Source organism: Bacillus sp. AFS040349 (assembly GCF_002577655.1).
Lineage (GTDB): Bacteria > Bacillota > Bacilli > Bacillales > Bacillaceae > Metabacillus.
In genome coordinates, this window is record NZ_NUMC01000173.1 from 1 (window position 1) to 23,372 (window position 23,372).

Consider the following 23,372-nt stretch of genomic DNA (forward strand, 5'->3'; position numbering starts at 1 on the left):
TTTTGAGTCACCCTCTTTTTCGACGTCGCTATATTAAGAACAAAATTTCTGAAGTGCTTCTGTAATTCGGTCCGGAGAAAATGGCTTCACTAGGAAATCTTTTGCTCCTGCTTGAATGGCCTCAACAACCATTTGCTGCTGCCCCATTGCAGAGCACATAATAACTGTTGCGTTTGGGTCAAAAGCTTTAATTTCACGAACAGCTTGGACTCCATCCATAACAGGCATTGTAATGTCCATAGTCACTAGGTCCGGCTTTAGGTCTTTATATTTTTGTACAGCCACTTCACCGTTTTCAGCTTCACCAACTACTTCATGTCCTGCTTTTGTGATCATATCTTTTAGCTGCATTCTCATGAATGCTGCATCATCTGTTACTAGTATTCTTGCCATTTGTATTGCCCCTTCCTTCAAGCAGCCTTAGTCTATCATTAAGCCAACTGCTAATTTCTTGCCATTTTGAAACGTTACTTCTACTTCTATCGCTTCTCTAAATCCAGAAAGTGTTGAATTTCCTTCCATAATGGTTGGAGCCGTAATGTCAATGGTCACACCCTTTGAAAAAATATTCGTACACAGTCCTCCAGACAGCATATTCCCTAGCTCACCGGAAAAGGATTTTAACATTTCTCCTTCAAGTGCCATTCCAAACATTAATTCCCCAATTGAGCCAAAAACATCAGCATCTGCTTTATAAAGGATTTTTCCCTTAACAGATCCTGTTACCCCAACAAGTACTCCATATTCTAAGGATAATTCTTTTTGTACAATTGGTACTGAGACATCTTCATATGGAATAGGAACAATCTGTTTAATCGAGTCGAGTATTCCCTCCTGAAAATCTTCTAATGTTGATGATACAGTCGTACTCAATAAAAACACCTCCTGTTATTTAGTCGTTGGTCTCACTATTAATCTTTTACTCTATTAATACTTATACTTAAATTATACCTAAGACTTTTTTCTTATTATATAGTACATCATTCCTAGTAATGGCTCAATAATAAGTATGAGTTATTGTAGAAATTTGCGGATTAGCAACGAAAAAATTGCGTCCGAAAATTTGGACGCAATTTTAAATTATTATTAAGTTAAAAAGTGTATTAATTAATATAGTTTAATTATTCTGTAAATTAACCTCTGAATGTTCAACATAAAATGTGTCCATAATAACCTTCATTAAAAATCAGGATGACCTGCATTTTATATAATCTATCTTTCTTTTTTAGTATCCATCAAAAGCTAGATAAATGTAAAGCTATACATTCCAATTTCTTTATTTTTTTCAAAAAACATACTAAAAAGATGGTCCCTCAATTTGTCCCCCCTTTAGGATCTATAATCTAGTTGGTCCTTCATTATATATTCCTAATCCAGGTCGTAGGCTAGAAAAACTTTTCGCCCATTATCGGAATATGTCAAAGTATCTGAACATTTCTTCATTATAGCAATCCCTCTGCCTCTAATACTTCTAATATTATTTTCAAAATACTCATCAGGATTACCGATATGTTCCAACTTTTGTTTATAATCAAATCCTTCCCCTTTATGCATGCATTCTACAGAAAAACATTCTTTAACTTCTAAATTTAAAGTAATAGGAAGAGCTTGGTTTTCTTTCGTTCCATGCTCTAGTGCGTTGTTAACTGCTTCTATAATTGAAAAAATAATCATTGTTTTTTTTGCCCTAGCACATTTTTCAATAAATATCTCGATATCAGGTAAGCTATTCTGAAATTGGTCATGATCAGTAAAAACAAATGATTTTTTCATAAACTAATCCCCTAATATTGACTATTTCTCTGGTAAAATCTATTTATCTTAAATAGTTTTTCCAAATCCTCTTTAAGTATGCAGGCATACCAATATGTAGGAAAGCACGATACTCATTATTTAAGTATCGTGCTTTATTTTTCTAAGCTTAAAAACTGTATGCTCTTGTTAGGTATTAAATCAAACATAAATACCTCCAAATTTATTTAACCGAAATGGATACCGCACAAATATCATCTTTTAATGATTCTAATCGACTTACTTGTTCTTTCAACAACGGAATGATCGGGATTTGATTGTTTACACACTCTTTGTATCGATCCATTAATGAAGAAATAAGTTGCTGTGAATCATTTTTCTCGATTAAATGATCAAGAACTCCATCTGAATAAAGGAGAATTTCACATGGATTTTGATAGGTTACACTAGCTTCTACATATGGTAACTCATCTAATATACCTAATGGTACTCCACCTTCTCCCAACATCTCAGAAGTTCCATTATGGTTGACTAATATACCTGCAGGATGTCCGGCATTATAATACTTAATGACATTTTTGTTCGTATCAATTAATAGATATATTCCTGTTATAAAGGTTGTAACCTTGGATTTATTCTGAAACCACTCTCTTATTAGTCGATTCAACTCACTCATTACTTCATAAGGAGAGTTCACGTCATTCGCAATGGTTCTTAAAATAGGTGTAATAGCCATTCCGATCATTGCTGATGAAACACCATGTCCCATGACATCCAGCACTATTGAAGTATATACCCCATCCTTATCTTTACACCATCGACATAAATCACCTGATAAATGGGAGGAAGGAGTGTAAAGGAAATCAATTTTTATATGCTCATCATTTATTTCTTCACTTATAAAAGATGTTTGAATGTTCTTAGCTAACTGAAGTTCCAATGTCATTTGTTCTTCATATTGTTTTAGCTTTGAATATGCCTCTTCTAGACTAACAGTGTTGCTTATAAAGCTTGCAAACATCTCTAAAACCGAAACGTCTTTTTTACTTAAACTATTCGGAATGGGATCTAGAGCACATAATGTTCCAAAAACTGATCCGTCTTGCATATAAATAGGTACCCCTGCATACGAACCAATTGAAAATTCATCTGTTACAGCCATGCTTTTAAACGGCTCTATATTAGCTGCATCTTTTATTAATAAAGGCTGTTTATTGTTAGCCACAATATGGCAGTATGACTTTTCCACTGGTTTGTCCACTTGACTCGGAATTGGGCAGCCGCCTTCAAGGTTGAATTTTTCTAGTATTCTAAATCGATTATTCCTAGTGGTTGCGACAAAAAAAGAACGAGCTGTTATCGTTTCACTCATTAATTGCATGACGTTTAATGCAGCTTGTTCAAACTTCTTTAATTTACTCATAAATCTCCCTTATTTCCGGTGGATTTTACGTGCAGTTTTAAATCACTAAGATAAAGATTCTTTCTTTATTTATCGATATAATTCTACATTTTTTAAGTTCATGTGAAAAATAAGTTTTCACTAAATAGCATTAATAGATTCACTTTTTACTCAATTGTTTTTCCAACCACTGTAAAAGATCTTTAAACACTTCATCACGATTTACTTCGTTTAACATTTCATGTCGACCATCTTTGTAAATTTTAAAATCAATTTCAGTAATTCCATGCTTTTGCAACTGTCTTATCAGTCCTGTAACTCCTTTTGAATAGTTTCCAACCGGATCCATATCACCGCTAAAAAGATAAAATGGCAAATTTTTTTGAACCTTTATTACTTCTTTATCTTGCTGAATACGGTGAAGTCCATCGTATAAATCGTAATAAAAGCTTGTTGTTGCCGATTTTCCACAATAAGTATCCTCAATATAATTTTTTATTCGCTGTTGATCACGGGACAACCATTCAAATTCCGTTGCAGCATTTACAAATTTCTTATTATAACTGCCTGTTGTTAATTGATTTAACAATTTACTCTCAGCTTGGCTTCCAAACTTTTTTATTTGTGACTTTGCAATGATTTTTGCAATTGTTAATGATATTGAAGAGTTGCCACCTGTACCTGACAAAATCACACCACGAATATCAGATTGAAAGCGTTGTATAAAACGTCTAACTAAAAAAGATCCCATACTATGCCCCATTAAAAATTTAGGGACTAAGGGGTACTGTTCTTGTATATCATTATTAACTTCCTTCAAATCCTCTACCACTTTCTCAAATCCATTCAATTCTGCAAAGTAACCACTATTTCCACTTTTTTCTCCTGTTCGTCCATGTCCGCGATGGTCATTTCCAACCAAGAAAATCCCTTTAGAAACTAAAAATTGAGCAAACTGCTCATAACGTTTAATATGTTCAGCCATTCCGTGTGATAATTGGATAATAGCTCTTGGTTCTTTTGTTTCATCCCACCATTTTGCAACAAAAACCTCATGTCCGTCTTTCATTGTTAACCAATATTCATCTCTCATCTCATTCACTCCCTAATTAAGGAGTTAGAGCGCGGTTCTAACTCCCATCATAGCCTACTTTTTATCAATCGGTGTAACAGCATCTTTTAATTTCTTATTTAGTTGTACCTGATATTTATTTATTGAACATCTTTTGTAGATCTGTTTATCCTACATATGTCATCCCATTACGCGGAATAACAAAAACCATTCTCCCTGGTGGCTTGTTGAAGAAGAAAAATAGATTGATATGTTCTTAAATGAAGCTTTTTATTATTTTACGGGTCCTTGTTTAGAGCCCTGTTCCAATTGCAACAGAATCTAACTGTTGAATTTCCAAAGCTCTCTTTTCGAGGTTGTAATCGCATCAGCTCCAGCCTCCAGCGCCTTTTCCACTTCTTCCGGTGTCCGAATCAGACCTCCGGCAAGAATCTTTGTTTTTGTTCGTTCCTTCACCTCTTCGATCATCCATGGCATTGCCCCTGGGAGCACTTCAATGTAATCAGGTTTCGTTTTTTCAAGTAAACGATAACTTCTTTCCAATGCATGTGAATCAATTAAAAACATTCGTTGAATGGCCACAACACCTTTTTGCTTTGCTTTTAAAATCACATTTGATTTTGTAGAAATAAGGCCATAGGGATCAAACTCCTGACATATATATTCAGCAGCATAGTCATCATTTTTCAGCCCATGTATTAAATCAACATGGTAAATCAACTTTTTATGATGCTGCTCTGCTAATTTATGAAAATTGCCTAATTGAGAAATATGGGTTTCAAGGAATATTCCGATCTCATAATCACTTTGTAAAAATTTCTCAAACTGTTTTATTGAAGAGAAAGCAGGTAATATTTTTTGCATGGCTGATCCTTTCCTTAATAAGAATTCTATATTAAGCTTAGTTTTAAAAAACGTATTTGTAAATAAAAGGTTTTTGGTATGAATTGATTTTGGAAGTTTTGATTCTTAATTAAAGAAAAAAAACCAATTCAATATATATGAACTGGTTAAAGACATATCTATCTAACAGGTGATTTTTGTGAAGCAAACCTTAGCGACTTACTAATTAATGCAGGCAATACTGACACATGTCCTTCATCCTCAAACTGAATAAATTTGACAGTGATGTTTGTATGTATTGTTAGCCTCTCAGCCATTTCCTTCGCAAGTTCTCCTACGTTTGTATGATGCCATCTTTCTAACTCACCGATGCCAATGAGAAGATTAGCATCAATGTTTTTTGCTTCAGCATTGTCTTTAAACTTTTTCTCGGCCTCAAGGATGATTTTTTGATTCCAATGAATTGATGGACTTCCTGCTATGTATGTTTGAAAAGAAGTTGAACGTGTAAACAAGGCATATAATACAAACAATCCCCCAAGTGAATGGCCAAATAATGTTTGATTATGTTTATTAATCGCTAAATTTTTCTCAAGTGCAGGTTTTAACTCTTTTTCAAGAAATGTTGAAAAATCCTCCGCTCCACCATGCTCAGGCCATGATGAAGTGTTTGTAGAAGGAATTTGCACTTCTGGTTCCCCCATCGTGTAATCGTAAAAGCGCTCATGTGAAAAAGGCACATCCACCGGATATCCTACTCCAACAACAATTGCCGGTACAACACCCGTTCTCTCTGGTTTCCTTGATTGAATCCGAACAGCTTCAACAACTGTAGAGAAAATTGAATTTCCATCTAATAGATACATAACAGGAAATCCCTCAGTAGGTGGTTCTTCATTAGGTATAGAAACGAAAATCTGATAAACTCTTTTTTTCTTAGATACAAATTGGTATTGTTTTGCTCCCGGTAATTTGAATTCAGATTCACTCATTAAATAGTTTTCTTCAGTCATCTAGAACTTTTCCCCCTTCTTATTGCTTGTTTTTAAATAGTAAATGAACAAAATATGGGACACCGATAATGGCTATAACAATCCCAACAGGAATTTCAGAAGGTGCGACGATCGTTTTACCAATAAAATCAGCTCCAACAACTAAAACCATCCCGATTACAGCACTAAGCGGTATAACTTTTTTATGTTGATTTCCAACAAGTAATCTAGCAATATGTGGTGACATTAACCCTACAAATGAAATGCTTCCGGCTACCGAAACACAAGCACTAACAAGACCAATACTGCTCATTAATAAAATAATTGTCTGCCTTTCTACTGAAATCCCAATACTAATCATGGATTCTTCACCTAGTTGAAACAAATCAAGGATATAGGATTTGCTTAAAATAATAGGGAGACATATAAGAAACCACGGAATAATAGATAAAATAAAATACCAATTTGCACTGTAAATGCTTCCTGATAACCAAACCGTTGCCATCTCAAAGTCTTGTGACTTCATTTTTAAAGAAAGATACAACGTAAAAGCTCCTAATCCAGAACCGACTGCAATACCTGTTAAAAGAAGTTTCTGTGAATCTATACGTCTACCTTGACGTGAAATAAAGAAAACAATGAGTGCAGCTGAAAAACCACCAATTAACCCAAAGAGAGGCATTGTCATGATGCTAGTCCAGTCTGTACTCTTTATCTGACCTTGAATGAAAAACATAAACAGAACAATAGAAGCCCCTGCTCCACTATTAATCCCTAATATTCCCGGATCTGCTAATCCGTTTTTAGAGATTCCTTGAAGAACAGCACCAGCGACTCCTAATCCCACTCCGATGAAGGCAGCAAGGATGATTCTAGGTAACCTCAATTGAAATACAACCAAGTCCAGCTTCTCTGAAACATGCAGGAGAAAAATAGTTCTCACTAACTCATTAAAGGTCATTTCATAGATTCCAAAGGTTAAACTTATATACATAAAAATTAGAACTACAAGCAGACCAATTAACATAACCATCCAAAATCGTTTTTGTTGTTGATTAATCATGTTGTGCTCCTCCTTTTGTTTTTATTAAATATAAAAAGAAAGGAACACCGATTATCGCTGTAACCACCCCAACGGGTGTTTCAAATGGATAATTCATATAAAGACTAAGACTATCACAAAGTGTTAGAAACACTCCTCCAAAAATTCCTGCAATAGGAATGACGATCTTATATTGTCTTCCTATTAAAAATCTGGTTATATGCGGGATAATTAATCCAACAAACCCTATTTTTCCAACAAGAGCAACAGAAATACCTGTCATAATCACAACTGAAAGAATTGTTAAGCCCTTTACGATTCCTTTTCGCTGACCTAAACTAGCAGATGTCTCCTCTCCTAACGATAAAATAGAAATAGAGTTGGATAGAAAAAGGGCAAGGATTATTCCTATAGTGGCAAATGGTATGGAAAAAAGTAATAAACCAGGATTTATCTGATGAAGTCTTGCATTATACCAAAAGCTCATTGTCTGCGAAACCTGAAAATAAGTAGCAAAAGCAGCTGATAAGCTGCTTAAAAATGTTCCAATAATTGTCCCTATTATCGCTAATTTAACCGGGGAAAATCCGTTTCGAATAAGGGAGGCAAGTCCAAACACAATTCCGACACCTACCGCCGATCCTATTAATGAAAACATCATCATTTGCAGTGAGGACATACCCGGCAAAAAAATGACCGCCAGCGTTATAACAAAGCCCGCACCATCAGAAACCCCCATAATGGAGGGAGATGCCAAGTAATTTCTTGTCATCCCCTGCATCAGGGCACCTGACATTGCCAATAGTGCACCGATTAACATCGCACCAATTGCTCGAGGTACCCTTGATGTTATCACGATATTATGAGTAACATTGTTTGCATCAAATGCAAAAATAGCTTCAAAAATATCAGCACTACTTATACTAGTAGATCCACTACGAATCGATAGGAATAGCACAAAAACAATAACGATCGGAGATAGCAGGGAAACATATAAAATTGATCTTTTTCTGTGCATCAAACACAACACCTTTTATTATTGAACTAGGTTTTCTTTTACCACTTTTATAAATTCCGTTTTACTCCACGCTGTTCCCCCAGCTGCTAATGGTGGGACAGCATTGACGAAGATTTTATCTTCTTTCGCCGCATTTATACTTTCCCAAATTGGATTTCCTTGTAAATCATTTAATGCTTGTGGAGCATCTGCATTTTCTTGTTGTTCAAATTGTACGAATAGATAATCTGGATTCATTTCAGCCAGCTTCTCTAATGTAATCATTTCCTGACTTTTAGCAGCTTTGACTTCTTCAGCCACAGGTAAGCTTAAATCTTGGTATAAAACAGGGTTAAAATAAAGGTCCGGTGAGTAGATAAAAATATTGCCGCCTCTAATTCTAATCATTAAGACTTTCTTATCGTCAAATTTTCCAGCTATCGTTTCTTTTACCTCTGAAACATTTGCTTCATAATCTTCAATAATTTTAGCTGCTTCATCTTGCTTACCAGTTAATTCAGCCAAAAACGTTAAATTTTCTTTCCAATTCGTTGAAATATGAGAAATTGGAATCATTGGTGCAACACTATTTAAATTTTCAACAACCTCAGGTTGAAATTTAGAAGTTCCTAAAATTACATCTGGATCTAATTGCAACAATGTCTCGGTATTTGGTTGTTGCTTATCACCAATTTCTGTTGCCTCAGACATTGAATCTCCTAGATAATCAGGGAATTTACCTCCTGTTGCAATTGCTCCTACTGGTTTTACCCCTAATATTGCTGCATCTTCCATCGCTTCCTGACTCGCTGTTACAATTTTTGTTGGGTTGCTAGCTACTGTGTATTCTTCATTAAGATACGTAATTGTTTGCTCTTTACTTTCAGATGCCTCTGACTCCTCTGAAGCTGTTTCCTCCTGTTCTGCAGCTCCATCTTGAGAAACCTCTTCATTTCCGCCACATGCTGTTACTAGTACTAGTAACAAGGCAAAAAACAACATTAACAATGACCTTTTCCTCATATCTAAATCGCTCCTTTTATTCATTATTTAATAGATTTTGATAATCATTATCATTTAGAATTATAGAGGAAGATGTTACTATGTAACATGGACATAATCTTGTTTTATTGTTGGACTTTTTCCATAAGAGTAAGAGTAAGTGTTTCCTTTAAGACACGTTCATGTGAACTAGCAGAATATTCCCTCCAAGGGTCAGAAGCAATTTGATAAACTTTTTGTAATCGAACGGCTTCTAGATTGTTCCATTGGTAATCCTCCCGAAACTCATTCCAGCAATCGAGTGTATTAGATTCCTGACAAACATTTAATAATATACAGTCCGGTTTGATTTTCTCTAGTTCAGGTAGAGAAACAATTGAGTTATAGATGTAATTTTTTTCATATGAAGCAGAATTAACCTGCAAATCACCATAAAATACCTCGGTTATGGTGCGTGAGTGATCAAAGAAAAGCTGACCTTGAAAAAAACGAAGAGGTAAGAACTTTTGATGTCCGGCATGCTTTTTCCATTGTTTTCGAGCTACTCTAACTTGTCCTTCATAATCATGAAGCCATTCGTTTGCCTCCTCTACTTCGCCAATTCGTTCAGCAATATATAACAACTGCTCCTTCCAATCAGCCGATGCTGAATAATATATAACAGGTGCTATTTTTGATAAAAGCTGTTTTTCTTTCTCTGAAATTCTATCTTTACTAATAATCAAATCTGGTGGATCTTGAATAAGAGTTTGAATATTATTCTCCCAATCTTTATTAATCTGAAAAGCACTTAAATGGACAGAAATGTCATTTCGTAATGTTTGGTAATAGTAGGAGGTCCACTTTGGGTGTATCGGTGCAGCATATGGGACAATATGCAAGGCCAGCAAATGACCAACTGTAGAAAAATCATATGCAGCGACTCTTCGTTTTCTTTTGTTTCGATATGTTGAAGGGGCCAATCCCACCACCTGTTTAAATTTTCTACTTAAATAGAATTCATCACTATATCCCACTTGCGCAGCAATATGACGAACCTTTTCCTCTCCCTTTGCTAACAATCTTTTCGCTTCATTTACTCGTAATCTTGTTATATATTCACTCACACTAAAGCCATATTCTTTTTTAAATAAAGTGGAGTAGTATTTTGGACTTAAATCAGCCATTGCCGCTAGCCGTTCATTGGATAGGTTTTGTTGAAAATTATGTTCAATATATTCTTTAGTTTCTTCAATTGCCATAATTGTATCTTTTTCAACCGAACCCTTTTTTTGTTGAATCATTAACCATAGCAATTGCTCAAACAGCAGCCTTCTAAAATACAGTTGATCAGCCGCTTTGCCCTTAATAGAGTAAATATTATCGATTATTTCTTCAATTTGAAAAAAGTTTATTAAGCATTGCTTACCTTTAAGAGGGAAAACTTGAGTATCCACTAATTTATGTAATTCATGACTTTCTCTTTCAATGTCTGAAAAAATATCAAATGTACAAACAAAATAATCAAGTGACTCGCTCGGTGTTTGGATTTGATAAACTTGTGAAGGATGAATAAAGAAAGCATCATAACGGTGTAATAGAAAACTTTCTTCTTCTAACAGCATATGTCCCTTTCCTTGCAAAATAATAAGTAGTTCAAAAGAATTTGTTAATTTAGAAGGGGTTTCAAAGGATGACATAACTTTTTCTATCTTTCTTAAACGATAATAAAACCGATTCCAATGCTCATAATTTTTCAACATAGCTTTTCTCCTTTCCAGCTTTTAAATAGCAGAAAACGACCGTGGTAAACCTCATCCCACGATCGTTAATCTCACCTTAATCCGTTATGAACATGATGTCCTGTTACTGCTTTATACTCATTCTCTAACTCACTAAGAGTTAGTTCATATAATTGGCGATTATCTGAAGATTTATAGTAATCAAGCCTTAACAATTGCTGAATGACCTGTTCCTTTTTCAAGCGAATTGCTTTTTTAAAGATTTCACCCATATTCGCTCACACCTTTATTAAAGAATGATAGGAAATCTACAAAAATTGACTTTCAATCTCCATTTGATGAAGAAAGTGCTCTAATCTTAATTTAAGTTCCGATGACTCTTTTAAGCATTTTGAGGATTGTAAAAAAGAAGATTCATCACCTTTCCCGAGAGACTGATCAATTTGAAATTTTAAATGATTAATTTTCAATTCAATATCCACTAATGAAGCTAGATACCCTTGAGTAAAATATTTTTCTAAATCTTCAAGAGCCATATAAAAATGCCAGTGTCTGTTCAAAATAACTAAAATGTACCACCCAGTATCAAAAAGAAATTTTTTATCATTTGTCACTTCAATAAAAGCTTCTTTTTTTATTTCAAGAACATCTGAGTGATCTCCATCCGGACAAAAACAATCAACAACATGCTGAAACGTATTGGTTACAATAAAATAGTGATGCTGATGCATGTGCTTTCCTCCTTAATGCCACTTATTTTTATTTCTGTTAGGTATTATAGAATGATCCTCTTGACATCTGTCAGTGAAGGGACAATTAACACAATCACTCATTGATCCGTTTTGAAACAAGTCCTTCATATATTCTAAATACAAAACACCTTTTGAAATATCCTCAACGGAAGTAGTTGTGACAAATACTTCTCCCTCCATTAAAGAGAAAATCTCAATTCTCTCTGGTAAAATACCAAAAGCTTCATAAGAGAAAACAGCTAACAAATGAGTGTAAAGTTCTATTAATTCCTGGTCTGCTTCAACAAGGAATTTCTTAATTGTAAATGACTTTGTTGACCATTCAACCAATTCAAGTGTGATGGAAAACTGTATTTCCAAACCTTTCATATATGTATAAAGCTTTTCATATAACATCAAAGGTGGCATTTCATTATTTTTGGTTGAAAGAAACTGCAGGAGATAATCGGTTGTTTTGGCCAAAATCATATAATACTTCTCTTTAGACTGAAAATAGCGAAGACTAACCTTGCTCCAATAATGGTCAATTAACTTAAAGGCCCTTAGTTTTGTTTGTTCTTTTACCGGTAGCTGATAATAGGCCTGAACTACTTGATTAATAAGTAATTGAACAACCTGTTTCCACCTTATATCACCGTCTTTTCCCTCAAGAGTATGCTGGTAATAAATTTTATATGGACATTTAATAAATGACTCTAAGTGCTCATCAGTCAACGGACTTATCGAGGTCTGGTTATACTTATGTACCATTTAGAATTCCTTCCTTTTTCTTTAAATGAAATTCATTCTCATTGTTAATTATGATTAAGAAAACCTGTTCGTCATGACCATCTCTAAATTCTTTAGAAAAACCATTATGTATACAATAAATGAAAATAATGATGGATGTCGTTTGCTCCATTTGATTCTTCTTTCAATTGAAAATGATTATCATTATCCTTAGGGGTTATTTTAAATGAAAACAATTCTCATTGTCAAGTGATCTTATGACTTTGTTTTTGAAATAACATTATGCATGGATAAGGAAAAAAATAGCAAGTAGTGTTTCGGGATTTTATAAGGCATACAAAAAAGCTTGGTGACCAGCCAAGCTTTTTTCACTATATAGGGGGTTGGGGAAATCGAGTTTCAAGATGAATCAAGGCAACCCTTCTTTGAAAGACAACTTTAGTGACGACTATGTAAAGTAAGGTTGTAATTGATTATCTCTATAACCATATGATAATGATTATCAATATCATTGTCAACAGTTTTTATGAATTTTATTCATTTATCTATGATAATACTAGGTGCAAGTTGGCTTATAAGACCTCAGCTTCTATAGATAAGTTGTGGGACTCGTGGCTTGTTGTTGTCCCGATTCTCCTCTTATCAAGACAAGAATTGGATACTCAATCTGATTCTTGACTCGATTCTGTACTTCAGCTTCAGACTATAGCTCTTAAGTAACTTCTATCTAAGAGACTCACCCCTTCAGAAGAACAGTCTTACTATTTCATTAACCTCTTTATCAGCTTCAAGCCATTTTTGGCATTAGGATATCGAAAATGAAAATCAAATCGATTTGTTTGTTTAAGAACACTTTTATAATGAGAGAATGCTGCAAAGCTTGATTCACCATGGTAGGTACCTATACCGCTTTCTCCTACTCCTCCGAAAGGAAGATACGGTGTCGCAATATGCATAAGTGTGTCGTTTATACATCCACCACCGAATGAGATAGATTCTGTTACTCGCTTTTCGTTTTCTTCAGTTGTAGTAAAGAGATACAAAGCTAACGGCTTTGGTCGATCTGTTACAAAATCAATAATTGTTTGAATATTTTCAAATTCAAGAACAGGAAAGATTGGCCCGAAGATTTCATCTGTCATAACAGCTGACGTCATACTCTCGGGTTCTAACAAGCTTGGCTCTATTTTCAAGCTTGCCTCATCAGTTTCGCCTCCAAACAATACTGTCCCATCTGATAAATAATTCTTTAAACGTTGAAAATGTCGTTCATTCACAATTCTTGTAAACTCATCATTTTCAAGCGGTTTTTCACCATAAAAATCAACAATAACCTTCTTGAGTTCAGTTAAGAATAAATGCTTCACTTTCTTGTGAACAAATAAATAATCGGGAGCTATGCAAGTTTGGCCTGCATTAATGAATTTACCAAAGGCAATACGTTTTGCAGCCAGTTCAATGTTTGCTGTTTCGTCTACGATACAAGGACTTTTCCCGCCTAATTCAAGTGTAATTGGAATTAATCGCTTAGCTGCTGCCTCCATCACAATTTTTCCAACAGGTACACTTCCTGTAAAAAAGATATAATCAAAATCTTGCTCTAATAAATATGTCGTCGTTTCAACCCCACCTTCAAGTACTTCAATATATTCAGAGGGAAATGCGTCCCCTATGATCTCAGCAAGTAATCTTGATGTGTGCGGGGTTAATTCTGAAGGTTTCAAAATAGCTGTATTCCCTGCTGCAATTGCTCCAATTAATGGAGCCAGTTGCAGCTGAAAAGGATAATTCCAAGGAGCAATAATAAGAGTCACACCGTATGGTTCCGCTACTTTAAAACCCTTTGAGCCAATATGCGTTTTAGCGGTTTTTACTTTTTCCGGTTTCATCCATTTATCAATATGTTTTAATGTAAAACTTATTTCCTCTAAAAGAAATCCAATCTCTGTAACATAAGCCTCTGTTTCTGATTTATTTAAGTCCTGTTTTAGAGCGTGGCATATCTTCTCTTCGTTTTTTCTAATTTGATCAGCAAGCTTTTTTAACATATTCACTCGAAAATCTTTTGATTTTGTTTGTCCATTGCGGAAAAACTCTTTTTGACGTCTAACGCTTTTTTCAACTGTATTAAGTGATTGCTCCATTATCTGTATCATTGAAAAACCTCCTAATATGTTCATCAGTTATTGTTAATATAGTCATCTTTCGTTCATGGTGTCAAAAAGAGGGTATGTTTTATATATAAATATAAAAAGCCTGTTCCATATATTTTCTCAGAACAGGCTACTACACTTATTTTAAAAGTACACAATCCATATAACAATTACTAGTAAAATTCGATAAATCGCAAATGGCATCAACTTGATTTTATTAATGAGCTTTAAGAAAAATCGAATGGAAAGAAGTGCAAATACAAAGGCACTAATAAATCCGGCGATAAAAAACGGCATTGCTTCAATAGAGAAATATTGCCAATTTTTCAAAAGAGAGATCGCACTTGCTCCCGCCATAATTGGCACAGCCATAATAAAAGTAAAATCAGCTGCAGCACGGTGGCTCATTCCGAGCAGAACTCCTCCTGAAATTGTGGAACCAGATCGGGAAAAGCCAGGCCATAATGAAAGACATTGAATTAACCCGACCGAAAATGCTTGTTTATAAGTAATTTGATCAACTGTCTCAATCTTCGGTTCCTTTGGACCAAAAAGATCTGCTGCGATCATTAAGATCGCCCCAACTACTAATCCGATTAACACAGTTGTAATAGAAAATAAATGCTCATCAATATAATCTTCGAAAAGAACGCCTAACACTCCAGCCGGGATTAAGCCGACAATTACTTGGGTAAGTTTTAAACGACTTGTCTCTTCAGTTGTTTTTTTACTGAATCTGCCCAAACCTAGCATTTGGATAAAGCGGTCCTTAAACACGACCACAACGGCTAAAATGGAGCCTAATTGAATAACTATTTTAAACGTATTTGCCACATATTTAGTTAAAAATTCTTCAGATTGTAACCACATATCATCGACAATAATCATATGACCTGTTGAAGAAACGGGTGCAAACTCAGTTAACCCCTCTACTAAGCCAAGTATAACAGCCTTTAAGAGTGTAAGAATATCCATCTTGTAAGCTCCTATCATTCTTTTAATCGTTAAACCACAAAAGTAAGTATAACGTTAAAAGTGTCAGGAGGGAATCTCTTTTTTATTCTCACCTTGCTCACCAAACACCATGATTTTATTTCGCCCATTAGCCTTTGCTGAATATAATGCTTCGTCTGCCTGTTCTAATACTAGTTCAGCTGTTTGACCTGGTTGAAATTTGGCTATGCCAAAGCTTGCAGTAAGTTTTCCTACGACCTTAAATTGATGTTGGCTGACTAAGAGTTTTAAATTTTCGGCTAACTTTAATGCTTTTTCAATCGTCCCTTTTTTTGTGATTACAATGAATTCTTCTCCACCCCACCGTGCAAAAAAATCGCTTTTGTTTAAACCGCTACTTATAACTCGAGTTATTTCTACTAAAACGGAATCACCTACACTATGTCCATATTGGTCATTAACTTTTTTAAAAAAATCAATATCAAAAAAAAGAATAGAATAAGCCTTACCTTCCTCATCAAGCTTTTCAAACATATGATGCACTGCACGACGGTTATCAATCCCAGTCAACATATCTTTAAAAGCCATTTTTTCAAGCATACCCGTTCTAGCAGAAGCTTCAAAAAGATTGCGGCCAAAGAATAGAAAGATAATATATACGAACATAGCTAACTGGTAATTTACAAGTGAGCCAATCATTAAACTTGGGATTTCTGTACTATGTAAGAAAAGTATGCCTGATGTTATAGCCCATAAAACAGAAGCAAGGATTATACCCAGGTTTCCAACAAATGTGATAAAAATGTATATATACAGAAGTGGCGTCCATATTGCAGAATCAATAATTGAATAGTGATGATTCTGAATGATGTCAATATTAATTGTCCAATAGGAAAGAAAGAGATGAAAGAAGGAAACTAAGCAAAAGATAGTCAATTCAATAAGACGAAAATATAGATTTTTATAGATTAAAAAGAAAGAACTGGAAAAAAGAAGCAAATAAGTGACAATCGCGAATTTTTCAAAAAAATTAAAAGAATTCCAGCTAAATAAACTCATACAAAGAGTAAATAAAATAATCGGTATGACATATAAATATAACTTGCGTTTTAGTCTTTTAAATGTTGATAGATCGCTAGACAATATTGTCATCTCCTAAAAAAAGAACTAATCCACCGATTAGTTCTTTTTTATATTAAATCGGTAACTGGCAAGCATATTCCTCAGAACTTAGCCCCTGTAGCTTTGCGTCTCTACCTTTCAGTAGATTTGCCCTTAACTATTTAGTTGGAGTTGAGAAATACAGGAATATAATCCCTGATACTTTTTACCTATAAACCTATTCTATACTAAAATGGATAATTCTACAAGTAATAAACTCTCTTATTTTGTAATTATTATAAAAAGGAAATCTTATGAAGATTTCTGTTTCCTTCTATTCTTTTATTAACTCCTTTGAACTTCGAACCGTATCGATTGGACGAACAAGCTTTTCAATTTGTTCCCGTTTTGGCTCTAGAAATGGAGGTAATGATAGCTTTTCTCCTAATGTTTCATAAGGTTCATCTCCCATAAAGCCTGGTCCATCTGTCGCAAATTCAAATAGTATATGTGGAGCAACTCTTGCATATAAAGACTCGAAGAAGTGACGATTCACATAGCCTGAAATTGGGAATCCAATGCTTTGCATATGATTTATCCACTCTTCTAACACTGCGCGATCTTCAACACGGAATGCAACATGATGTACAGTGCCATAGCCTTGGATGCCTTGAGGAAGCATGACATTATGCTCCAAAATGACCTGTGCTCCATTCCCTCCTTCACCAACTTCAAAGAGGTGAAATGCTCCTTCCTGTGCCACTTCCTTAAACCCAAGTGCCTTTTCTAGCACATCTTTCATTTGTTCAACATTATTTACTACGATAAAAATGGGTCCTAGTCCTGTAATCGCATAATCTAATGGAATCGGCCCCTTTTGCCATGGTGTACCAGCGGCAACTCCTTTATTTTGTTCATCTGATATTAATTGATATTGTTGATCATCAAAGTCTACGAATGATAATGTTTTTTTACCAAACTGTTCTTTAATTCCTGTATGCTTAACTTCCAGGCGATCAAAACGTTTTACCCAATAATCTAATGCAGCATCTGTTGGAACTCGAAAGGATGTTTTAGAAATTTCATTTGTACCGTGTACTCCTTTTGGGATTCCTGGGAAGTCAAAGAACGTCATGTCAGTCCCCGCATTTCCTACATCATCAGCAAAAAATAAATGATACGTCTGAATATCATCTTGATTGACCGTTTTCTTAACTAAACGCATTCCTAACACATATGTGAAAAATTCATAATTTTTTTCTGCACTGCTTGTTATAGCTGTTACATGATGAATACCTTTTAATTGATTCATTGTAATCCTCCATTAATTTGTTATGTTTATATTTTAACTACTAGTTATTATTAACATCCTTCTTAAAATACTTTTAAATAAAACATCTTGAATTAAAGATAATATACCATAGATTGTCCTTTCTTTCAAATACGAAAAAAAAGACAGGGTTTCCCCTGTCTCCAACTGAAATTAATCGTGGAAGTTCGTTCCGTCTGTTGTTTCTCCGATGATACCTGCGCGAATGACAAAGTCACCAAAGTGCTCATTATCTTCACGTTCCTTCGCATAGCGAGGGATAATCGTACTAAGTTCTTTTAGTATTTCTTTTTCACCGATGTTTTCACGGTACATTTTGCTTAAACGGCTTCCATCATGTGCTGCGCCAAGATACATATTGTATTTACCAGGTGCTTTACCGATGAATCCAATTTCACCTAAGGCATGGCGGGCACATCCGTTAGGACAGCCTGTCATACGAATTGTAATTTCTTTATCACTAAGACCATTTTGATCAACAATTTCATCAATTTTATCAATTAATTTTGGTAAGTAGCGCTCTGCTTCAGCCATTGCTAAACCACATGTTGGTAGTGCAACACATGCTAATGCACTACGACGTAATGCAGAGTAATGCTTACCATCTGTTAAGCCGTATTTTTCAATAAGCTCATTGATTTTTTTCTTTTTCTGACTTGATACATTTCCAATGATCAGGTTTTGGTTTGCTGTTAAACGGAAGTCACCAGTGTGAATTTTCGCAATTTCTCTAATACCCGTCATAAGCTTGTAATCGTCATAGTCAGTTACACGTCCACCTTCGATAAAGAGTGTGAAGTTCCATTTTCCTTTCACACCTTTTTCCCAACCATAGCGATCTCCGTTATGATCAAAAGTGAATGGCTTCGCTTCCTCTAAACTCCAGCCAAGACGATTTTCTAATTCTTCTTTTACATTTTCAAGCCCTAGGCGGTCAACTGTATATTTGAAACGTGCATTTTTACGTACAGAACGGTTTCCATAATCACGTTGAATTGTAATAATTTTTTCGGCAACATCATAGGCTTGTTCAGGTTTAATGAAACCAATGACCTTCGCAAGCTGTGGATATGTTTCTTTATCACCATGACTCATTCCCATACCACCGCCAATTGCTACGTTAAAACCAACAAGCTTGTCGTTTTCAACAATGGCAATATAGCCTAAGTCTTGAGAAAAGATATCAACATCATTTGATGGTGGAACCGCGATACCGATTTTAAATTTACGTGGTAGATAAAGCGGGCCGTACATCGGTTCAGCTTCATCAGTATCTGGTGTACCAGCTACTCTCTCTTCATCTAACCAAATCTCATGATAAGCTCTTGTACGTGGTAATAAATCATCACTTAATTTTTTCGACCATTCGTACACTTCTTGATGAACGTTTGATTGATATGGATTTGCCACACACATTACGTTACGGTTAACGTCCCCACATGCAGCGATAGTATCTAACAATGAAGCATGAATACCTTGAATCGTTTTCTTCATATTCCATTTTAAAATTCCATGCATTTGGAACGTCATACGAGTTGTTAGCTTTAACGTGCCGTTTCCGTATTTTTGGGCAAGGTCGTCCATGACAAGCCATTGATTAGGTGTAGCTACACCACCAGGTAAACGAACACGTAGCATGAATTGATAAGCTGGCTCTAATTTTTGCTTTTGACGCTCATTTCGAAGATCACGGTCATCTTGCAAATAGCTGCCGTGATGCTTCATCAAACGGTTATCATCATCTGAAATACCAGAACTTAATGGCTCAAGCATAGATTCTTTAAGTGTTCCGCGCAAAAAGTCACTTCGTTCTTTAATACCCTCAACATCACTTGGTGGGCCTTCTGGTGCTTTTAATATTTTGTTCGCCATGTTGTTTATCTCCTTTCAATCAAAAAATCAATATACGTCGCGTTGATAGCGTTTATTTTGTTTCATATCTGCAAGGTAGGCTTCTGCTTTTTCACGGCTTAGCCCGCCTTCTTTTTCAATAATGTCGATCAGTGTGCTATTTACATCCTTCGCCATATGGTTTTTATCACCGCAAACGTACACAACAGCTCCTTCTTCAAGCCATTGGAACAACTCTTTGCTGTGCTCTAGCATACGATTTTGAACATAAACTTTTTCTTCTTGGTCACGTGAGAAAGCAACATCCATTCTCGTTAACACACCGTCTTTAATCCACTTTTGCCATTCTGTTTGATAAAGGAAGTCTGTAACAAAATGTTGATCCCCGAAGAACATCCATGATTTACCTTCTGCACCGATTTCTTCACGCTCTTGCATAAATGCACGGAACGGTGCTACACCTGTTCCAGGTCCAACCATAATAATTGGTGTATCAGAATTTTGTGGTAATCTAAAGTTTTGATTTTTTTGGATATACACTGGTAACGTATCACCAGGTTGCAGACGTTCTGCTACTTGCGTTGACGCCACACCTTTGCGCTTGCGACCATGTGTCTCATAACGGACAGCCCCAATTGTTAAGTGAACTTCATCAGGATTTGCTGCTAAACTACTTGCAATTGAATACAGACGAACTGGCATTTTGCGTAGAATTCCAGCAAATTCCTGTGCAGAAACTTCCCAAGGACCAAAGTCACGAATTAAATCTAGCAGGTCACGACCGTCAATATATGCTTTTATAGAATCCCTGTTTGATACAAGTGACTGTAAATCTTTATTAGAATTAAGCTGTGCTGCTTTTTCAACAACAGGTTTAGTTAACGTAGCAATTTCAACTTTTGAACTTAATGCCTCTTTTAATGTTACTTCTTCGTTATTCACTGTTACTTTTTCGTTCGCATCCCATTTTACTGCTTCAAGAATTAGGTCAACAAGTTCAGGGTCATTTTCCGGGTAAACACCAAGAGCATCACCTGGCTCAAATGTAAGTCCAGATCCTTCTAATGATAACTCAAGATGACGCGTTTCTTTGTTAGAGCCGCGACCATTTAAGTTTAGGTTCTCAAGCACCTCCGCTTTAAATGGGTTGGTTCTTGAGTAAACTGATTCTACAGCTTGTGGAGCTTGAGCAGCCGCTTCTTGAGCTTGAACAGGTTCTGCTCCAGCAGCCTGTGCTTCATCAAGTCCAGCTAAAACTCCTGCAATCCACTCACCTGCAGGCTCATCAAAGTCTAAATCACAGTCGATACGTGGATAAAGACGAGTTCCACCAAGATCTTCTAAACGTTGATCAAATTCTTTTCCTGTATGACAGAAAAACTCATAAGAGCTATCACCAAGCGAAAGAACTGAATAGCGAAGTTCATCAAGCTTTGGAGCTCGTTTACCATGAAGAAATTCATGGAAAGAAATCGCATTATCCGGTGGATCCCCTTCGCCATGTGTACTCACAACGATAAGAAGATTCTCCACTTTCTTTAAGCTGTTTGGTTTAAAATCACTCATTGAAGAAACCGTTACTTTATAACCACGACTCTCAAGTTCTTTTCCTGCTTTGTTTGCAAGACCCTGGGCATTACCAGTTTGAGAACCAAATAGAATCGTAACATCTTTAGATACTGGCTTAACATTTACTGGAGCAACAGCTTCTACTACCGGCGCTTCGGGAGCAGCCGTAACATTAGCAGATCCAGCTTGAGAAGCAGCTAAATACCCGCTCAACCAGACTTTTTGAGATTCCGTCAAGGTTGGCAGTAGACGATTAAGGAGCTCTACTTGCTCCTGATTAAACGGACTGTTCATTACCTGAAGTTGCAACAAAATCCACACCTCACAAAATTTACTTGTACAAATTATTCATAATTACTAGTTTCCATTATTTCTCGTTCACTGACAAGTGAAAAATATAATTCATTTTACCACAACTCATTATTCCTATCAATAAAGTTGGAATTTAATTGTGTGAAGAATTAAAAAGTTTTTGACAAGTTTGTGAGGATTGATGTTGTTTACTAAGTCTTGTTCGTACCTTTATCCTTTTTAATTTTAATACAGTTAAAAGGAGAACTTAGTTCGTTCCATTGCACTCCACTATCGTTTTATAATAGATTCAAAAGTAATAATTTTTACTAAAACGCTTTTAAATATATAAAGCAAGGGGTAAAACCAAGGAGGACACACTATGGACCAATTAAAATGGCTCGATGCTACTGAACAGGCTCATCTTATTAGAACCAAACAAATTACAACTGCAGAGTTACTTTCCCATACAATTGACTTAATAGAAGAAAAAAACCAAAAATTAAATACAGTTACTCATAAGTTGTATGGTGAGATTTCACCATCAATCCAATCCGGCCCATTTTCAGGTGTTCCTTTCCTCATGAAGGATTTAGAATTCTTTGCAAACACCCCCTACACAGCAGGATCTACATATCTTAAAGACTTTATAGCCCCAGCTGATAGTGAATACTCATCAAGAATCCGTCACCAAACGGGGCTCATCACAATCGGGAAAACAAATACTTGTGAGTTTGGACTAGTACCGACTACTGAGCCAACACAGTATGGCCCGACGAGAAATCCATGGAATCTAGCCTACACAGCTGGAGGCTCAAGCGGAGGAGCTGCGGCTGCCGTTGCAGCTGGAATTGTTTCGATGGCACATGCTTCGGACGGGGGAGGTTCGATTAGAATTCCTGCATCTTGTTGCGGGGTTTTTGGTCTAAAAGTAAGTAGAGGTAGAAATCCCAAAAACCCTGACCCTGTTGGACTCGGAGTTAATCATGTGATGACGCGAACCGTGAGAGATAGTGCGGGACTTCTTGATGCTACATATGGAAATAATCCTGGTGATCCATTCTATTTATCACAACCAAGTAAATCATTTGTTGCTCAAACAACGAAAAAACCTAGAAAATTAAAAATAGCAGTTCTAAAAACTGGCTTCAACGGTAAAAAGATTCATCTTGATTGTGAAGATGCTGTTTTAGATGCAGCAAATCTCTGTCAATCCCTTGGCCATAATCTTGAGGAGGCATCTCCTACTATTAACGTTGAACAATACAATCGAGCATTCCAAGTACTTTGGCAATCATCATTTGCACAAGGAATACATTCTTTAACAAAATTAACCGGTAGAGCACCCAAACAAGAAGAACTAGAACCATATACTTGGGAAGTATTTCATCATGGAGATTCTTATAAAGCAACCGATTACCTATCTGCTCTAAGCTATATGCAGCAAGTATCAAAAGAAGTTGCACATTTTTTCAACAACTTTGATCTCCTGTTAACTCCAACTCTAAGTGAGCCACCTCTAAGAATAGGTGAATTAACTTATAAAGGAAATTTAAATGAGTACGTTAACAGACTAAACGAATGGGTACCCTACACTCCACTTGCGAATACAACAGGCTGCCCGGCAATGTCTGTTCCATTGTTTTGGAATAAAGAAAACTTACCAATTGGGGTCCATTTTATGGCACCGCTTGGAGATGAAGCTACTCTCTTTCAGCTTGCAGGACAGCTTGAGCAAGCAAGGCCTTGGAAAGATAAAAAGCCTACTACTATATAAGTTTAGTACAACCACACCAAGAAAAACACGGACGTTAGCTTT

At 35.7% G+C, this 23,372-nt stretch carries 22 protein-coding genes and 1 riboswitch; of the genes, 1 reads left to right on the forward strand and 21 read right to left on the reverse strand.

Annotated elements, in window-relative coordinates; genetic code table 11:
- Positions 1-33: 33 nt before the first annotated feature.
- The 21 genes from COD11_RS25595 to COD11_RS25690 all read right to left on the reverse strand — a co-directional run bounded on the left by COD11_RS25595 (position 34) and on the right by COD11_RS25690 (position 21,571).
- Complete coding sequence (locus tag COD11_RS25595; protein ID WP_098799710.1) at positions 34-393, reverse strand: response regulator; 360 nt, start codon at positions 391-393, stop codon at positions 34-36.
- A 27-nt stretch (positions 394-420) separates the two neighbouring features.
- On the reverse strand, positions 421-873 hold the full coding sequence (locus tag COD11_RS25600) for a chemotaxis protein CheX (protein WP_255301709.1): 453 nt from the start codon (positions 871-873) through the stop codon (positions 421-423).
- A 495-nt stretch (positions 874-1,368) separates the two neighbouring features.
- The gene (locus COD11_RS25605; protein WP_098799711.1) at positions 1,369-1,773 is read right to left on the reverse strand and encodes an ATP-binding protein; all 405 of its coding nucleotides are present in this window, start codon (positions 1,771-1,773) and stop codon (positions 1,369-1,371) included.
- A gap of 202 nt (positions 1,774-1,975) precedes the next feature.
- A complete protein-coding gene (locus COD11_RS25610; RefSeq protein WP_098799712.1) occupies positions 1,976-3,175 on the reverse strand; it encodes a GAF domain-containing SpoIIE family protein phosphatase in 1,200 nt (399 codons plus the stop codon).
- A 139-nt stretch (positions 3,176-3,314) separates the two neighbouring features.
- On the reverse strand, positions 3,315-4,247 hold the full coding sequence (locus tag COD11_RS25615) for an alpha/beta hydrolase (RefSeq protein ID WP_098799713.1): 933 nt from the start codon (positions 4,245-4,247) through the stop codon (positions 3,315-3,317).
- A 300-nt stretch (positions 4,248-4,547) separates the two neighbouring features.
- Positions 4,548-5,090: a glycerol-3-phosphate responsive antiterminator gene (locus COD11_RS25620; RefSeq protein WP_098799714.1), complete on the reverse strand. Its 543-nt coding sequence runs from the start codon at positions 5,088-5,090 to the stop codon at positions 4,548-4,550.
- 158 nt (positions 5,091-5,248) lie between these two features.
- Positions 5,249-6,082 (reverse strand): alpha/beta hydrolase, encoded by an 834-nt coding sequence (locus COD11_RS25625; protein ID WP_098799715.1) that lies wholly within the window; start codon positions 6,080-6,082, stop codon positions 5,249-5,251.
- A 19-nt stretch (positions 6,083-6,101) separates the two neighbouring features.
- Positions 6,102-7,124, reverse strand: a complete 1,023-nt coding sequence (locus COD11_RS25630; protein ID WP_098799716.1) for a FecCD family ABC transporter permease — start codon at positions 7,122-7,124, stop codon at positions 6,102-6,104.
- Positions 7,117-8,121: a FecCD family ABC transporter permease gene (locus tag COD11_RS25635; RefSeq protein WP_098799717.1), complete on the reverse strand. Its 1,005-nt coding sequence runs from the start codon at positions 8,119-8,121 to the stop codon at positions 7,117-7,119. The genes COD11_RS25630 and COD11_RS25635 overlap by 8 nt, the downstream gene beginning before the upstream one ends.
- A gap of 18 nt (positions 8,122-8,139) precedes the next feature.
- Positions 8,140-9,123 (reverse strand): ABC transporter substrate-binding protein, encoded by a 984-nt coding sequence (locus tag COD11_RS25640; RefSeq protein ID WP_176551251.1) that lies wholly within the window; start codon positions 9,121-9,123, stop codon positions 8,140-8,142.
- A 104-nt stretch (positions 9,124-9,227) separates the two neighbouring features.
- Positions 9,228-10,844, reverse strand: a complete 1,617-nt coding sequence (locus COD11_RS25645) for a helix-turn-helix domain-containing protein (RefSeq protein ID WP_098799718.1) — start codon at positions 10,842-10,844, stop codon at positions 9,228-9,230.
- Between the two features lie 71 nt (positions 10,845-10,915).
- Positions 10,916-11,095 carry a Fur-regulated basic protein FbpA gene (locus COD11_RS25650; RefSeq protein WP_098799719.1) on the reverse strand — a complete coding sequence of 60 codons (180 nt, stop codon included), beginning with the start codon at positions 11,093-11,095 and terminating at the stop codon, positions 10,916-10,918.
- A gap of 36 nt (positions 11,096-11,131) precedes the next feature.
- Positions 11,132-11,554: a hypothetical protein gene (locus tag COD11_RS25655; protein WP_098799720.1), complete on the reverse strand. Its 423-nt coding sequence runs from the start codon at positions 11,552-11,554 to the stop codon at positions 11,132-11,134.
- Between the two features lie 12 nt (positions 11,555-11,566).
- Positions 11,567-12,325, reverse strand: coding sequence for a hypothetical protein (locus COD11_RS25660; RefSeq protein ID WP_098799721.1), 759 nt, complete (start codon positions 12,323-12,325; stop codon positions 11,567-11,569).
- Positions 12,315-12,476 carry a hypothetical protein gene (locus COD11_RS27195; RefSeq protein WP_176551252.1) on the reverse strand — a complete coding sequence of 54 codons (162 nt, stop codon included), beginning with the start codon at positions 12,474-12,476 and terminating at the stop codon, positions 12,315-12,317. The genes COD11_RS25660 and COD11_RS27195 overlap by 11 nt, the downstream gene beginning before the upstream one ends.
- Positions 12,477-13,065: 589 nt before the next feature.
- A complete protein-coding gene (locus tag COD11_RS25665) occupies positions 13,066-14,460 on the reverse strand; it encodes an aldehyde dehydrogenase (RefSeq protein ID WP_255301710.1) in 1,395 nt (464 codons plus the stop codon).
- A 141-nt stretch (positions 14,461-14,601) separates the two neighbouring features.
- Positions 14,602-15,432: an undecaprenyl-diphosphate phosphatase gene (locus tag COD11_RS25670; protein ID WP_098799722.1), complete on the reverse strand. Its 831-nt coding sequence runs from the start codon at positions 15,430-15,432 to the stop codon at positions 14,602-14,604.
- A gap of 63 nt (positions 15,433-15,495) precedes the next feature.
- Positions 15,496-16,554: a GGDEF domain-containing protein gene (locus COD11_RS25675; protein ID WP_176551253.1), complete on the reverse strand. Its 1,059-nt coding sequence runs from the start codon at positions 16,552-16,554 to the stop codon at positions 15,496-15,498.
- A 56-nt stretch (positions 16,555-16,610) separates the two neighbouring features.
- Positions 16,611-16,695, reverse strand: a riboswitch (cyclic di-GMP riboswitch).
- Between the two features lie 151 nt (positions 16,696-16,846).
- Entirely contained in the window at positions 16,847-17,824 is a 978-nt protein-coding gene (locus COD11_RS25680; protein ID WP_098799724.1) for a ring-cleaving dioxygenase, read from the reverse strand.
- A 171-nt stretch (positions 17,825-17,995) separates the two neighbouring features.
- A complete protein-coding gene (gene cysI, locus COD11_RS25685; protein ID WP_098799725.1) occupies positions 17,996-19,714 on the reverse strand; it encodes an assimilatory sulfite reductase (NADPH) hemoprotein subunit in 1,719 nt (572 codons plus the stop codon).
- Positions 19,715-19,741: 27 nt separating this feature from the next.
- Complete coding sequence (locus COD11_RS25690; RefSeq protein WP_098799726.1) at positions 19,742-21,571, reverse strand: assimilatory sulfite reductase (NADPH) flavoprotein subunit; 1,830 nt, start codon at positions 21,569-21,571, stop codon at positions 19,742-19,744.
- A gap of 364 nt (positions 21,572-21,935) precedes the next feature.
- Here COD11_RS25690 and COD11_RS25695 point away from each other — a divergent pair, with 364 nt between their 5' ends.
- Positions 21,936-23,330: an amidase gene (locus tag COD11_RS25695; RefSeq protein ID WP_098799727.1), complete on the forward strand. Its 1,395-nt coding sequence runs from the start codon at positions 21,936-21,938 to the stop codon at positions 23,328-23,330.
- Positions 23,331-23,372: the final 42 nt, after the last annotated feature.